Annotated in this window: 15 protein-coding genes and 1 tRNA gene; 13 read left to right on the top strand and 3 right to left on the bottom strand. The window is 48.8% G+C overall.

Annotation, left to right across the window (positions count from 1 at the left end; all coding sequences use genetic code 11):
• Window positions 1-282: 282 nt before the first annotated feature.
• Window positions 283-429, top strand: coding sequence for a hypothetical protein (locus tag Mcas_RS19065; RefSeq protein ID WP_081853486.1), 147 nt, complete (start codon window positions 283-285; stop codon window positions 427-429).
• Here Mcas_RS19065 and Mcas_RS00545 read toward each other — a convergent pair.
• Together Mcas_RS00545 and Mcas_RS00540 are read right to left on the bottom strand one after the other, a co-directional pair.
• Complete coding sequence (locus Mcas_RS00545) at window positions 374-1,282, bottom strand: RpnC/YadD family protein (RefSeq protein WP_040333342.1); 909 nt, start codon at window positions 1,280-1,282, stop codon at window positions 374-376. The two genes, Mcas_RS19065 and Mcas_RS00545, sit on opposite strands and share 56 nt — an antisense overlap.
• 53 nt (window positions 1,283-1,335) lie before the next feature.
• A complete protein-coding gene (locus Mcas_RS00540; protein ID WP_040333341.1) occupies window positions 1,336-2,799 on the bottom strand; it encodes a CCA tRNA nucleotidyltransferase in 1,464 nt (487 codons plus the stop codon).
• A gap of 256 nt (window positions 2,800-3,055) precedes the next feature.
• Here Mcas_RS00540 and Mcas_RS00535 point away from each other — a divergent pair.
• From Mcas_RS00535 to Mcas_RS15915, 6 genes are all read left to right on the top strand, one after another.
• Window positions 3,056-3,137, top strand: a tRNA-Leu gene (locus tag Mcas_RS00535).
• A gap of 57 nt (window positions 3,138-3,194) precedes the next feature.
• Window positions 3,195-5,096 carry a PhnD/SsuA/transferrin family substrate-binding protein gene (locus Mcas_RS15920; protein ID WP_081853485.1) on the top strand — a complete coding sequence of 634 codons (1,902 nt, stop codon included), beginning with the start codon at window positions 3,195-3,197 and terminating at the stop codon, window positions 5,094-5,096.
• Between the two features lie 21 nt (window positions 5,097-5,117).
• A complete protein-coding gene (locus Mcas_RS00520; RefSeq protein WP_040333340.1) occupies window positions 5,118-5,663 on the top strand; it encodes a SiaB family protein kinase in 546 nt (181 codons plus the stop codon).
• A gap of 15 nt (window positions 5,664-5,678) precedes the next feature.
• A complete protein-coding gene (locus Mcas_RS00515; RefSeq protein ID WP_040333339.1) occupies window positions 5,679-6,059 on the top strand; it encodes a DUF1987 domain-containing protein in 381 nt (126 codons plus the stop codon).
• 43 nt (window positions 6,060-6,102) lie between these two features.
• Complete coding sequence (locus Mcas_RS00510) at window positions 6,103-6,855, top strand: diguanylate cyclase (protein ID WP_162176213.1); 753 nt, start codon at window positions 6,103-6,105, stop codon at window positions 6,853-6,855.
• 24 nt (window positions 6,856-6,879) lie between these two features.
• Window positions 6,880-7,335 (top strand): tetratricopeptide repeat protein, encoded by a 456-nt coding sequence (locus Mcas_RS15915; protein WP_052566631.1) that lies wholly within the window; start codon window positions 6,880-6,882, stop codon window positions 7,333-7,335.
• Window positions 7,336-7,430: 95 nt separating this feature from the next.
• Here the strand turns inward: Mcas_RS15915 and Mcas_RS17255 are convergent, their stop codons facing one another.
• On the bottom strand, window positions 7,431-8,318 hold the full coding sequence (locus tag Mcas_RS17255) for a response regulator (protein ID WP_081853484.1): 888 nt from the start codon (window positions 8,316-8,318) through the stop codon (window positions 7,431-7,433).
• Window positions 8,319-8,519: 201 nt separating this feature from the next.
• Between Mcas_RS17255 and Mcas_RS00495 the strand changes: the two genes are divergently transcribed.
• The 6 genes from Mcas_RS00495 (at window position 8,520) to Mcas_RS15910 (ending at window position 15,352) form a co-directional block, all read left to right on the top strand.
• Window positions 8,520-9,458: an RpnC/YadD family protein gene (locus Mcas_RS00495; protein WP_040333338.1), complete on the top strand. Its 939-nt coding sequence runs from the start codon at window positions 8,520-8,522 to the stop codon at window positions 9,456-9,458.
• Between the two features lie 243 nt (window positions 9,459-9,701).
• Window positions 9,702-11,171 carry a glycogen synthase gene (locus tag Mcas_RS00490; protein ID WP_040333337.1) on the top strand — a complete coding sequence of 490 codons (1,470 nt, stop codon included), beginning with the start codon at window positions 9,702-9,704 and terminating at the stop codon, window positions 11,169-11,171.
• 218 nt (window positions 11,172-11,389) lie between these two features.
• The gene (locus Mcas_RS00485; RefSeq protein WP_052566630.1) at window positions 11,390-12,748 is read left to right on the top strand and encodes a TolC family protein; all 1,359 of its coding nucleotides are present in this window, start codon (window positions 11,390-11,392) and stop codon (window positions 12,746-12,748) included.
• 92 nt (window positions 12,749-12,840) lie between these two features.
• Window positions 12,841-13,443, top strand: coding sequence for a hypothetical protein (locus tag Mcas_RS00480; RefSeq protein ID WP_040333336.1), 603 nt, complete (start codon window positions 12,841-12,843; stop codon window positions 13,441-13,443).
• Between the two features lie 652 nt (window positions 13,444-14,095).
• On the top strand, window positions 14,096-14,377 hold the full coding sequence (locus Mcas_RS00475) for a hypothetical protein (RefSeq protein WP_040333335.1): 282 nt from the start codon (window positions 14,096-14,098) through the stop codon (window positions 14,375-14,377).
• 321 nt (window positions 14,378-14,698) lie between these two features.
• Window positions 14,699-15,352, top strand: coding sequence for a coiled-coil domain-containing protein (locus tag Mcas_RS15910; protein ID WP_052566629.1), 654 nt, complete (start codon window positions 14,699-14,701; stop codon window positions 15,350-15,352).
• The last annotated feature ends 18 nt before the right edge of the window (window positions 15,353-15,370 follow it).

Genomic DNA, 15,370 nt, shown 5'->3' with positions numbered 1-15,370 from the left:
CTCTGAGCCAACTCTTTTTTGCTCATCCCTGTCGGTGACATTGTCCCCAATCTACACAACATGATGGCAATATCGGAACATGGGGCAATAATCTTTAAGGCTAGCAAAGACAAAATTTATTTCTCTGTATAAAGTTTGGTAGCACCACAATCAACCGTGGTTGCCAGTATTTAAGGCACTTTCATATTTTCGTAGTATGGCATTGTTACTGTGCTTAAGCGATGAGACCACACCGGACTGGAATGCTACCGGTCTACCTCATAGCCTTCAAAGCTCAAGACCATCGTAAGCGAAGCAGACAGCAGCGCCTTTGTCACCATCTCTGACGTGCGAGAGGTCATGGGCGCAACCGTACACAAGAGGCCAATCTACGTCAGGCATTGCCATGCAGGTACAATCTCAACTGAGCTACCGAGCCGGATTGCTTAATACGCTCCCTGAACTCATCCAGTCTGTCTATATTGTCAATACCCCTGACCATTTCCATAAGTTCAAGCCCCTCAGGGCCATACTTGATTTCAAGCATACCTTCTATCCCTTTGAGTTCGCCTTCCATCCTGCCTTCCATCCTGCCTTTGAGTTCGCCTTCCATCCTGCCTTCCATCCTGCCTTTGAGTTCGCCTTCCATCCTGCCTTTGAGTTCACCCTTTACGAAGACATCCTTAAAGATTTCGTACTCGTCCAGATCAATTGTTATCGGCATGTTCAGTACCTCCTGTTTTACTTTATAGGCCAAATTTCCCAACCCCGCAAGATATAGCAACTTTCTGATATAGTTCTCCATTTCCCTGGGTGACAGCAGGGAAAACTTGGCAAGAATCCTCCTGATGGTGACATCTGTATCTTTGGTTTTGCACAGAATAGCCAACACGTTATCATTGGGGTCATTGCTGTCAATGAGCGGGTCACCGTCAAAATTGCGTATGTCTATCAATCTGTAGGCATAATTGATTAATCCAGTTCCCATGCTATGTTCCATGTTCAGCGGCTTATTGCCAACATATAAGACAATTTGTATCGGCAACCTCTTGTGTTGGTTGTATATAAACGCAGAATAGAGATACATGCGCTCTAACATCATGGCATCATTTGTCGATTGTATCTCTATATGGATTAGCTCACCATCGGGCGCCTCAATTACGATATCGGCCTCCCTCAACTGAATATCAGGGAATTGAACATCGATGAATTTACCCGTCTCATACCCCGTCAGCAATTTCAAAAACGTCCCCGGCACATCTTTGATGATGTCCTTTAATGCTATATCAAATTTCTGGTGCATGACTGTATAATAACACCCCATGAGTGTCTATGTCAACACTATGATGTCATCTGTTATCCCCGCTGATTCTTGCCCTGCAGATATGCCCTCACTTCTGAGAGGGCTTCTTGCCTTGAGTTTATAGCACCCTCAAGGCTCTTGTTGTGTATGTGCTCCAGTATCAGACTGAACTCCGGTGACGGCCTCAGTCCAAAGCCATCTATGAGGTCATAACCAGTGATGAGCCTCGGAGCACGCAGACGGGACAAGTACTGTCCGCTGTAAAACCCCAGTATGTCTGCGGCCATATGAATAATCTCATCCCTGTGGGACACCGTCTTTGCCTGGCTGTCTGCAAGGGCGATGATTATAAGGGCATGGATATCTGCTCCGATCTTGTTTAACAACCGTACCATTGCCCGCTTGTTGCCGACAAGTTCCGTGCAGGAGGCATGACAGAGCCGCATGTGGTGTGCGATTAACTTGCATGTAAGTTCCACCTCACGCTGAGATGCCTTAAATCGCAGTAGGATGTCCCTGGCCATTTCGGCTCCGACCCTGGCGTGGTCGTGAAATGTAACCCGGGTATCGCTACCAACTGCCCGTGTCAGTGGTTTTCCGATGTCGTGGAGCAGGACGGCCAGTTTGAGGATTGATAGTGTCCCCGGTGGGTGAGCGATGTACTGTCTGAAGCCTTCGGGGAATGGCAGACCCCTGCCTTGGGGGTCATTGATTTCGGTTTCGGCTGCCTGGTATGCAGCCAGCGTGTGTTGCAAGACATCGAGGTTGTGGTGTGCGTTTTGTTTTACTGCCTCTGTGGCGTGCAATTCCGGGAGCAGCTCAAACAGGAGCCTGCTGTCAATCATCGAGCCAATAACACCGGCAGAACTCTCCGCAGAAAGGACCCCCTTTAACTCGCTCCATATCCTTTCGGCTGCAGCCTTGTGGATCAGTGTCCTCAGTTCAGTGATCGCCTCAAGGGTGTCCGGTTCGATCCGGAATCCCAACTGTGCGCTAAAACGATATGCTCGCAGGAGTCTCAGCGGGTCTTCCACGAGGTTTTCCCTGTTGATCATCCTGATGGTGCCGCTTCCGAGGTCATCCAGTCCCGTGGTGACGTCCACTATCATGTCGCCGACGGCGTCACTTGACAGGGCGCTCAGGGGCATGGCAAGAGCGTTGAGTGTGAAGTCCCTGCTCAACAGGTCGTCCTTAAGACAGCCTCCACGCAAGGCAGTAAAGTCAACGATGCCGGTGCCCTTGACAACCCGGGCCGTAGGGGAGAATTTATTGCCGGGTATACCATCCCCCTCATGGAGCCACACAAAGCTGCCTCTCACCTCACCGGCAAACGCCCGCGCTACCGCAATAGGGTCTCCGCCAAGGACAATGTCAACATCCTTGACAACACGCCCCATCAGGATGTCACGGACCGTACCACCTACAACGTACATCTCACTCCCAGGACAGAATTCGGGCAGGAAGTCAATCAGTCTCTTGCAGATGTTATTCAGCTCATGTGTCACCAAGTATGCCATAACTGATATGGAAAAGGAAGTCTATCCAGGACACCAGGCATGTGGTGTTTTTTTTACATCTCCTTAATTTTTCATCCTGACAATCCTATCACTTTATTGTACCCTAACTCAAGTATTTAGTCAAGCAATGTATATGCCACTGTTAAGATTTATCTTTCGACAACTCGAGTAAATACCGAAGTTGAGAAAAAAATCCACCCGTCAACTTTTTTACTTGCAAACAGAGATACGTTTATAGTATGCTATACATAGTTAAGCCGAAGTGGTGGAACTGGTAGACACGCACGTTTGAGGGGCGTGTGGGGAAACTCATAGGGGTTCGAGTCCCCTCTTCGGCATTAGCTCAAATCCTCTGCCCTCTGCTCCATTTAGAGAGGCCAACGTGAGCGACCGATATGAGAATGTTATTTAGAATAATCTTGGTTATAACCCTTGTGGTTTCAATGACACTGCCTGCGATGGCGACAACTTCAGAGTCATCCCGGCAAGTGCGGATCGGCGTGCTGGCTCACAAGGGTCAGGAAATCTGCAAAAGTAGCTGGCAACCTACGATGGATTATCTGTCCTCTCATATGAGCGGCTACTCTTTTACCCTCATCCCTATGACGTTTGACGAAATAGACACTCTTGTCAGAACCGGCTCGGTGGAGTTTATCATCGTCAACCCCTCAATTTACATAGAGATGGAGGTGAAGCACTATGTAAGCAGGATTGCAACGATGGAAAATCTGTCTTTTTCCGGCAAGGGCCATACGGTCTTTGGCGGGGTCATATTCACGAGGGCCGACCGCTCCGATATAAACGGCATAAAAGACCTCCGCGGCAAGAGATTCATGGGCGTGGACAAGACCTCACTTGGAGGCTGGCACATGGCCTGGGGTGAAATCAAAAAACACGGCATAGACCCCGTAAAGGACTTTGCCTCCCTTGAGTTTCTCAACAACCACCAGGACGTCGTCTATGCCGTTAAAAAGGGCGTGGTGGATGCCGCAACCGTCAGAACGGATACGCTTGAGAGGATGGCTGCAAAACAGGAAATAGACATCAGGCAATTCAAGGTCATCCCCTATAAGGGTACCGGCCCGGGGTATAAAGACTTCCCGTTCCTGTTGAGCACGCCCCTGTATCCTGAGTGGCCGATAGCAAAGGTCAGACACACCCCGGATGCACTGGCAAAGCTGGTGGCATCAGCACTCCTGGAACTGCCAAAAGACAGCCCCGCAGCCAAAGCAGCCAAAATCGAAGGCTGGACAATACCCCTTAACTACGAATCCGTAGACAACCTCCTCAAGGGACTCCGTATCAGCCCTTATGAGGACTATGGCAAGGTGACGTGGCGTGATATACTGCGTCAGCACTGGAAGACAATTGCCGGCATTGCGATATTCATTATTCTTGTGGTCTTTTTTTCGCTATATATATTCCGCTTAAACATCATCTTAAACGCAACGCAGCGGGACCTGAACCGTGAACTCTCCGAAAGAAAAAAGGCCGAAGAAAAACTCGCAGATAGTTATGAACAACTTGAGGCCGCAAATAACCAAATCATGGACAGCATCCACTACGCAAGCAACATCCAAAGCTCCATCATGCCACACCTCAATGGCCTGAGCGCCCACATGGACGATTACTTTGTGATATGGCGTCCGCGTGACATCATCGGTGGCGACATCTACTGCTTCAATGGTCAACACAACAACTTCATGCTGGCCATCATCGACTGTACCGGACATGGCGTCCCCGGGGCCATTATGACAATGCTAGCCGGCTCTACGTTAAGCCGGGTGGTCAACGAACTGGGCTATACAGACCCCTCAGCCATCTTAAACAACATGAACAAGCTGGTCAGGGAAATGTTAAGCGGTGAGGGCGGTGGAGGACTGCATGACAACGGCCTTGACATCGGCATGTGCTATGTGGATAAACAGACCGGGAGTCTGACCTTTGCCGGAGCAAAGATATCCCTCTTCTGCGTCAGCGGAGCAACCGTAAAGGAGATCAGGGGCGACCGCCACAGCATCGGATATCAGACCTCAGACCCCGACTACGTCTTTACCAACCACAAACTCGACACAAACAGCGCCATGTCCTTTTACATGATGACCGATGGCATCAGTGACCAGATCGGCGGAGAACAAGGCCTCCCATTTGGAAAGAAACGCTTTAAGGAGTTGATCGCACGGCACAGCACAAGGCCCTTTAAGGAACAGCAGGCACTGTTGACCGAGGAATTTGAGCTTTACCGCGGCCAACAACAGCAAAGGGATGACATCACGGTGATAGGGTTTAGAGTTTAAATATGCAAGGAGGAATATAATATGTTAACGGACCTGTATGAACTTTACCAGCAAATGTTGAGGGAAAAGATAGTCATTTGTTTTAGCGGTCCCGTGTCACAGCATGTTGTAGAGGGTATAGGGGCCACCCTGAAGCTCAAGATGGAGATCGAGGAGCAGGATATAAACACCATACAGAGGGTATTTTCCATATTCGTCGAGCAGATGCAGAACCTTATGAACTACTCCGCAGAGCGGATATCTCAGGAGCGGGATGGCAGTGACCTTGGTATCGGGATATTTGTTGTCGGCTTTAAAGACGGGCATTTCTATGTACGCTGCGGTAACAAGATACGCAACAATAAGTTAAACATGATCAGGGAACAGGTGGACGAACTACGGGGTCTCAACAGTGAAGAGTTAAAGGCTCTCTATCGCCGGCGCCGCAAAGAGCCGTCTCCCGAGGGTAGCAAGGGGGGTGGTTTGGGGTTCATAGAGATGGCCAGAAAGGCCAGTCAACCTATTGAGATAGACTATACCACGGTGGATGAGGCAATTTCGTTTTTATCCGTGACGGTATATATTTAGATAAAGGAGGCAAATATGGAAAAACTTTGCATACAGGCCACGAAATCCACTCCTCATGTGTGTTTTGACCCGGACTCGGATACATTTACCATCAAGGGTGAGTGCTATCCTGAGAACGCTGCTGCGTTTTTCACGCCCATTTTTGCGTGGCTGGAGGCCTTCCTGTCTTTAGGGCAATCGCAGCCCCTGGTCTTTGACATAGAGTTGCTCTACTTCAACAGTAGCAGCTCAAAGGCCCTGTTGAATCTCTTCAGTATGCTTGAGCGTTACCTGCATGGCAGAACTATCATCGTCAACTGGAAGTACCATGCCGATAACGATACGGCCATGGAGTGCGGGGAGGAGTTTAAGGAAGATGCCCCTGCCCTTGATTTTAACCTTGTAGAGCTTGAGTAAGCCCTCAGCAATGGATGATGATGAGCAGTTATACACATTTATTATGAGTCTGTTTGAAGAGGAAGAGGCCATGGTAAGCGAGGCAGATGACATCCTCAACTCGGCGCAGTGGCAAGGCAATGCGTTGTTGCCTCACTTTGACAAGCTCTCCGGCGCCTATAAAAAGCTCTTAAGGCAGACAAAGCGAATCGTAAGGATGGCAGACAACCTCCAGCGAGACCTTAATGTTGTAACGGACAAGCTATCTATCCTATGCACTGTTGACCAACTAACCGACGTTGCCAACAGACGATGTCTTGAGGATACGTACAATACCGAGTGGAAGCGTTCCCTGAGAAATGGTACACCGTTGGCCCTGATTATGATGGACATAGACTTCTTCAAACAGTATAACGATTCCTACGGACATACCAAAGGGGATGTCTGTCTTACAAGGGTTGCACAGACCATAAAGCAGACACTCAAGCGCCCGCAGGACCTCCCGGCACGCTATGGGGGAGAGGAGTTTGCCGTGATCCTCCCCGAGACCGATGAGGCTGGTGCGTTAAATGTTGCAGAAGGTATCAGGGCGGCTATAGAGGCGCAGTGTATACCGCATCGCATGTCAAAGGTGTCAAACTATGTTACCGTAAGTGTTGGGGTGTGCGTGATGGTGGCCAATCTGATTGACAACAAGGATGTGCACCTGTTCAGGGCAGACCAGGCCCTGTACAAGGCCAAACAAGGCGGCAGAAACAGGATCGTGATGTGGCAGGAGACTTGGGAATTACCGGACAAGCCATCGGAAGACGTTTAGTGTGTTAAATTTAGGGGGAAACTTATGTATTTTAAAAATTTGAGAATCATCTGCACGCTGATTTTCTTAATCGCCAGCCTGTTGGGATATCCGTGGGATGGCAATACGCATGGCGGTGTTGTTTATGCTGAAGATGCGGCGACATTCTACAACAGGGGTCTTGAGTTGCATAAAAGCGGCAACTATGACATGGCCATTGCCGATTTCACGAAGGCCATTGAGATAATCCCACGCTATGCGGAGGCATACACCGCTCGTGGCACGGCCTGGAGAAAAAAGAAAGACTACGACAGGGCTATAGCCGATTACAACAGGTCGGTAGAGATTAATCCCCGATATTCTCTGGCGTACTATGGCCTCTGGCTGTCCTGGGGTAAAAAAGGAGAACCGGACAAAGCCATAGCTGCCCTAAAGAAAGGCGCGCAGCTTGGGGATGCCTACGCGCAAGACATCTTACGGGCCAAGGGCATCACCTGGTAATCCAAGCCCTCGGATTAGAGCACATCCAACCCATTCCAAAGGGGTCACACCCATTTGACCCCTTCCTACGCATGTATATCTATCATTAACCTGTTTTATTTGACAGTTCCCGATGCAATCAGGTAATTTGCAATAATATCGCTTACGGTGCTCAGTACGGCTTCGTCGGAGACATCCCTCTTGTAACCTTCCATGACGTATGTGTTGATGACGCCGACAACCCTGTTATTTGCCCTGATGGGGGCGCAGTAGTGTCCGTGTGGCATACCATCCTGGTGGAGTTCGTGACGTTTGTCAATTCTGTCGGCAAAGATTATTGCATTATCCGATGCAGCATGTCCGCAGAGGCACTGCCCAAATGGGACAGTCGTGCATACGGGTGTACCTATCGCTGCCTTTACCACAAGCATGTCAGGTCTGTCGTTATCGACGAGATAGACGGTGCCCTTGGTCTGGAGAAACAGACGTGGGATAGACACCAGTAGTTTAAGGGTCTTTTCCAGTTTGGCGCTGAGGTCTATGGGTTCGAGAAATACCCGCAGGACGGTGTTTACAATCTTCTGCTTGGCCTCCATTCTGTGTTTGTACAGGGCCATACCGATGGTCACCAGCAGGTCGCGCTGTGAGAAGGGCTTGAGGATATAGCCAAACGGTTCGGTTATCTTTGCCCGGTGCAGGGTGTCAAGGTCTGAGTGAGCGGTGAGATATATGATCGGGATACCGTAGAGTTTGTCTATCTGGCCGGCTGCCTCCACGCCGTCCATCTTGCCTTCCAACATGATATCCATAAGTATCAGGGTCGGGTGAACCTCTCCTGCCAGCTTAATGGCCTCCTCACCCGAGGCCGCAATGGCAGGGACGTTATAACCTATCTTCTTGAGCTTGGACTCAATATCCCTGGCTATAACGATCTCGTCTTCCACGACCAGGATGTTTATACCCGTTGGAACCTTGTCATATGATATGTTGCTGCTTTCTGGCATTAAAATAAGCCTCCTTTCAAATCAATGCTCTCGATATTTTACTCGCTATACAAAAATTCTTTTTTACAAAATCATGCGATCTTTTTCTTACAAAAGAGTATAACATAAATTCATCTATGATGTGTAAAAAAATTCATTTTGAGGTCTCTCCACATCGAATGGTTGGCACCAGACTCACCGTGGTTGTCAAAGCAGGTGCAAATGGTGTATGCTATAGACAGGATGTCAGGGCAGTATGACAGGATAATCAAGGAGACCATGCGTGATGTGGTTGACGTTTTGATCTCAAAGGTGATGAAGATAGACGTTGTAAGTGTCACCAGCATAGATAGCAAGATGCAGGTTACCGATGAGAGGGAGGCCGACTTCCTGTTAAGGGTGGTTACGGTGCAGGGAGAGACTGTCATTATTCACATAGAGTTTCAACTGACCAATGATGCAGATATGGTCTACAGGATGCTGAGATACTGGTGTCACATGACGCAGATACATAAACTTCCCGTGATACAGTATGTCTTCTATATTGGGAACAAGCCGCTAACGATGTCAGATATAATCGTTGAGCCGGATGTAAACTATCGGTATAATCTGATAGATATGAGAAAGATTGATTGTGAGCAGTTTTTGTATTCAACCAGGCCTAAGGAGATGATCATATCGATGCTGTGTAATCTTCAGGGCAAGGGAGCCGAGGTATATTTGACGGAACTGCTTCAGCGCATCAGGGACTTCGTAAGTGAGGAAACGCTTCGCAGTAAGTATATAAAACAGATAGAGGTAATGTCGCTGACAAGGGATTTGCAAGAGTATATATGTAAGGAGATAGAGAAGATGGCATTAACATATGACATAGAGAGGGATATAAGGTTTCGCCAGGGGATGGAAAAGGGGATGGCAAAGGGGATGGCAGAGGGCGAAAAGATAGGCGAAAAGAAGGGCGAAAAAATAGGTGAAAAGAAGGGCGAAAAGAAGGGATTGGTGGAAGGTATAGAGCTTGCGCTTGATATTAAGTTTGGTGATGATGGCCTGGCCCTGCTGGAACAGATAAAAAAGGTCGATAACATTGCTACCCTAAAAAAGATAAAAGAGTATATCCGCAAGTCAGACAACGTTGCAGACATTATGAAGCGTATACGTTGACCCCTCCTTAGTAAGTGCCAAGTTATATGCTTGCTCCACATAAGGGGGGAGCAGCGACCTCTGTTCGATTTATGCGGCTAACAGGGGCATGAATTCCATCTCCGTGATTTTGATGTCAAGCCCTGTCTTCTCTGAAAAAATTACCTTTATTTATACTCCTGAGTTTGTATATAATAAATTGCTTTGTGTAGTACACGAAGAACCAAGGCAAGTTAAGTAAGCAGTAAAAGGAGCCAACTTATTATGTATATAGTTATGATATCGCCGGAGATCGCACCTGTAGCCAAGGTGGGAGGGCTTGCGGACGTGGTGTATGGGTTAAGCCGTGAGCTTGAGATTAGGGGCCATTCAGTGGAGATCATCCTGCCCAAGTACGACTGTATGTGGTATGACCAGATATGGGGTTTTCAGGAGGTCTTTAACGGCCTGTGGGTGCCATACTTTGAGCACTGGATACACTGCACCGTGTACTTTGGCTTTGTCCATGGGCGGAAGTGTTTCTTCATAGACCCGCACGCCGACAAGAACTTCTTTAACCGTGGGTTGTTCTACGGGCACTATGACGATGCCGAGCGTTTTGCGTTCTTTTGTCGGGCCGCCCTGGAGTTTATGTTCAAGGCCGGCAAGCACCCCGACATCATTCACTGCCATGACTGGCAAACCGGTTTGGTCCCCGTGCTGCTGTACGGCATCTACCAACACTTGGGCATGACTCATCCGCGCGTGTGCTATACCCTGCACAACCTCAAACACCAGGGAACAACCAGCGATCACATCCTAAGAGAAGTCGGTCTCGACCCGGGTGAGTACCACAGAAGCGACCGCATCCAGGATGACCACAATCCATACGCCATAAATCTCATGAAAGGCGGTATCGTCTACTCCAACTTTGTCACCACCGTTTCGCCCATGTACGCCTGGGACATCAGACACTCCGACCAGGGATACGGCCTCGGACACACCCTGCACTCACACCAGGGTAAGTTCGGAGGTATCCTCAACGGCATCGACTACGACATCTGGAACCCCGAAATCGACCCGCACATACCATCCAGGTACGGCGTCAACAACATCGACGACAAGTACAACAACAAGGCAGCCCTCAGACACAGACTCCTGCTCAGGGACGAACTCAAGCCGATCATCTGTGTCATCGGACGTCTTGACCACCAGAAGGGCGTTCACCTCATCAAGCAAGCCCTGTTTTATGCGATGCACTGCGGATGGCAGTTTGTCCTCCTGGGCTCAAGCCCGGAACATGCCGTAAACGAAGAGTTCTGCCACCTCAAGCGCACATTCAACGACAACCCCGACTGTCACCTCGAAATATCCTACGACGACGCCTTGTCGCACCTCATATACGCCGGGGCAGACATGATAGTCATCCCCAGCATGTTTGAACCCTGCGGTCTGACGCAGATGATCGCCATGAAGTACGGCACCATCCCCATAGTCCGGGGCACCGGCGGACTCGCTAACACCGTCTTTGACATCAACCACTCCGACAGACCCGAAAACGAACGCAACGGCTACGTCTTCTACGAAGCCACCAACGAGGCACTCGAACACGCCATGCACCGCGCCGTAGGACTATACTACGAGTTCCCTGAGCGATTCAGAGAGGCCATGATTACCTGTATGAACTACGACTACTCATGGAACAATCCCGCACAACACTACCTCAACATCTATGAGTTTATAAGGGAAAAGTAAACAGCAAAACATAAATATGGTTCCTTCTCATTTCATATGGGTAACTTTGCCTCCTCTTGTGAGAGCACCCTCCCCTAGCTCCTCCCATAAAGGGAGGGGGACCCATTCACTTTAAGAAAGAACCATAATGTACACAAAATTCTTACGGATATGGTAGAATCAATCCGATAATGTTTACCTGTTTATTATATATGGTGAATGTTTAAGAAGATGACAACGTGAAACTTACAAGCGTATACATATTGATATTAACGGGCATGATGTTGTTGACGCCGCCAGTGTGCCTTTTAGCGGACGCTGCCGACCGTGACTCCCCCCGGCGCAATGACGGCGGTGGGGCACCGGTTATCTCAGCGGGAGAGACATTGTCCTTGGACAGGTGCATCGACATAGCCATCAAGAATCAGCCAAACATCATTGCCGCCTCATACACCGTTATGGCAAACCAGAGCAAGATAGCCCAGGCATTGGCCGGAAACTATCCCCAGGTGGATGTCTCAACCGCTTACAGCCGATACGCACCCGTCTCCGGCGGAGGCCCGTCAGGGTCGTATAACCAGTTCACAAACACCGCCACGGCAAAGCAAAACATCTACGACTTCGGACGGATCAAGACCCAGGCAGACATCCAGCGTCTTAACACCGATGCCTCTGACTCAGACCTCAAGAGTGCCACCGTGCAGGTCGTCTACAACGTCAAACAGGCCTACTACACGCTGCTTCAGGCAATAAAGAACCTCGATATTGCAAATGAAACCGTTGGACAGTTCCAGCAGCACCTGAAACAGGCCAGAGGCTTCTACGAAGTGGGGGAGAAAGCAAAGTTTGACGTCACAAAGGCCGAAGTGGACCTCAGCAACGCCAGACTCAACCGCATAAAGGCAGAAAACGCCCTGCAACTGGCACGGATCAACCTCAACAATGCAATGGGACTGCCATATGCACGGGACTATCTGGTTGAGGACAACCTCGGGGTCAGCGACCCCCGGCTCAATGTGTTTCAACCCTATGAAGTCACGCTCGACGACATAATCGAGCAGGCGTTTAAGAACAGGGCAGACCTGAAGACCATCATAACCAAGCAAGAGGCCGCCCGACAGACCATCGAACTCAAAAAGAAGGACTACTACCCAACCATTTCGGGCAGTGCCGGCTACACGTGGGGTGGAGAGTCCTTTCCTCTTAACAGCGGTTGGAACATTGGTGCTCAGGCGTCGATATCAGTATTTAGTGGCTACCTGACCAAGCATCAGATACAAGAAGCACAGGCAAACCTCAACGTCCTCAAGGCCAACGAAGCTGCCCTGCGGCAGAGCATTATCGTGGAGGTGCAGCAGTACTACCTCCAGCTCATGTCGGCGCAGGAGGCCATCTCCGCTGCCGCCATGACGGTCAGACAGGCTAGGGAAAACCTCGACATCGCAAACGGCAGATATGCCGCCGGCGTGGGCAATCCCATCGAGGTAACGGATGCCGACGTCTCCTACGGAAACGCAAACACCGCCTACGTACAGGCAATAACCGATTACAAGATAGCACAGGCAAATCTGGAAAAGGCGATGGGACAAACCCGGTGATTTTTTTTTAATGACAAAACCCGATTTGCAAATTTGTATGTCGTTTAAGCTATAATTGCCTGTAACCCTACAGACACAGGAGAAATAAAAACATGGTTAAAGGCAGACAGAAGGACAAAGCCAAAGGGCAATCACAGGAGTACATTTCAACTCAGGAGCAACTGACCCCACCTGCAGCGGAGAAGAAGACCTCTGCCAAAAAACCGGCAAAAAAGGTCTCAAAAAGTAAAAAACCCACACCTGCTAAACCGGCACAGGACAATGTGGTGATACCTCCGCCGGTTGTGGTGGCAGCAGGGGTCATAGAGTTGCAGGCGGTTTTGATTCCGGAGGTGCCTATGCAGTCGTTGCCGATGCAGCCCGTTGTCGATGGCTCAGTTGTCGATGAGACGCCGGTGCAGACTGCCGATGACGTGACTGCTGTCAAAGCTAAAACTGTGCCTGGCTCTGACGTCGTAATTGAGGAGACGGCACCCGGCAGTATGTCAGTTTTTGTTGAAAACATCGTGACCTTTAACAAGTTGTGCGATGTGATGGCGGCTCAAACGTGTAATATTAACGCCATACTTATAGACGGCATCAGGCAGAGCATGTTTATCTCCTATGACATCCTGAAAATAAACCAGGAGATGCTGATGGAGCTGTTTATGAAATTTGGCAATGTGAGCACCCCAAAAACCGGCAATGCGAAATAGGCACTACCCGTTGTACGCCTAATTTGACAATGTCACAAGTAAACATAGGGATTGTCTGAACTAGGATTCCACAGATTAAAGGATTTACAGGAAACTATGGTTTCGCACTTTCTGGATTCCTGCTTACGCAGGAATGACATAGAACAGCCAAAATCGCCATTTACTGTCATTCCCGTGAAAACGGGAATCCATTTTCAAGAATTGCATAAAATGCTGGTTTATAAAAAAGTGCGAAAGTATAGAGGAAAAAGAGATAAGACCTTTTTTTAGCAAAATCCTGATAATCTCTTAATCCGTTAAATCGTGGTTCAGACATCTTTAATTGCAAGGATTGGAATATGACATTGTCAAGGTAATCAAGCGGGGGTAAAAATATCCCCATATGAGGACAACCACCCCAAATGGGGAACTTTTATCGGTGTCATAGAGGCAAGGTCGTCTTATATTGAGCTGTTTACCTCTGGCAAGAAACTTGCTACCAACTAATAACAGCACTGTGAAGCGCCCTGACTGGGGTTAAACTAATGACAACAAACGTTGCTATGTCACAGCAAACTTTGCTATTGACAAGAATAAAAAACTTATGATACAATCTGCTAATCCATATTAGGACGATAATAAAACTTATTCTAAATTAAAAGGAGGTGAATACATGAAAAAGTTAACAGCAATGATGCTGGTAGTCTCTCTCTTTGTGACAGTAACCGTGCTTATCGCATCAGACAAGATATCCGGTAAGGTAAAAAGTGTTGTCAAAAAAGGTGATGCAGTCGAAAGCGTAGTGGTAGCCGATAAGAAGTCTGGTAAGGACGTCACCGTGACCTGCGGCGCTGGTGAGTGCGAAGTCAAGACCCCCGTATCGGAAGGCACCGAGATTACCGTACAGGAAAAGGACGGAAAGAAGACCATCAGAAAAGCAGTCGCCGGGTGCTAATCCCCCGTGGATGAGACACTTATTGGTATAGTTGATTATTAGATCAGGAAGTCCCGGGAAGGTATGGTTGGAATATACCCGCAGTGGTGGTTCACACCATACCTTCCTGTTTTTTTAAAGAGGAGCTGGCTGGCTCCCTTGTTGGCCGCCCCCCTACCGGTAGCACTCCAGTTCGGCGTGGTCACATCGCTTAAGCACAGTAATAATGCCATACTACGAAAAATATAAAAGTGGCTTAAATCTTGGCAACCACGGTTGTTTGTGGTGCTACCGATTTTTTGCACTTGAATTTTTTATACCAAGTATTGTACAATAAATGCTATGTATAGAAAGATAGAACTGTATAACCTGCTCAAGGACAAAATTGGGGAAGATGGGACTATTGCCATCATCGATGCAATTGACGATGTGGCCGAACATGCAAAAACCGAGATGGCAACAAAGGCCGACCTGATGGCGCTGGAAGGCTCATTAAAGGCCGACCTGATTATCCTCGAAGGCAAGATTAAAAACGACTCAAATGCGTTAAAGACTGAGATGAAAACCGACTCAACGGCGTTGAAGGCCGACATCGTGGCGCTGGAAAACTCGTTAAAGTCTGAATTCGTTGCGCTGGAAGGTAAGATGAAAAGCGACTCAACGGCGTTAAGGACTGAGATGAAAAGCGACTCAACGGCGTTAAGGACTGAGATGAAGGCCGAGTCAGCGGCATTGAGGACTGAGATGGCGGCGTTAAGGACTGAGATGAAAACCGACTCAACGGCGTTAAGGACTGAGATGAAGGCCGAGTCAGCGGCATTGAGGACAGAGATGGTGGCGCTGGAAGGAAGACTCAATGAGCGTATCACCACTGAAGTCGCCAAATTAGAGCAAAAACTCTCAGAGACTAAAGCAGATATCACCAAGTGGATGTTTCTGTTCTGGATAGGGCAGATAGCAGTTATGATTGTCATCCTTCGGGCATTTGCAAAGTAACGACAGCTTTGCCTGATG

This window comes from Candidatus Magnetobacterium casense (genome assembly GCF_000714715.1).
In the GTDB taxonomy this organism is placed as follows: domain Bacteria; phylum Nitrospirota; class Thermodesulfovibrionia; order Thermodesulfovibrionales; family Magnetobacteriaceae; genus Magnetobacterium; species Magnetobacterium casense.
This window is presented reverse-complemented; position numbering and strand designations above follow the sequence as displayed.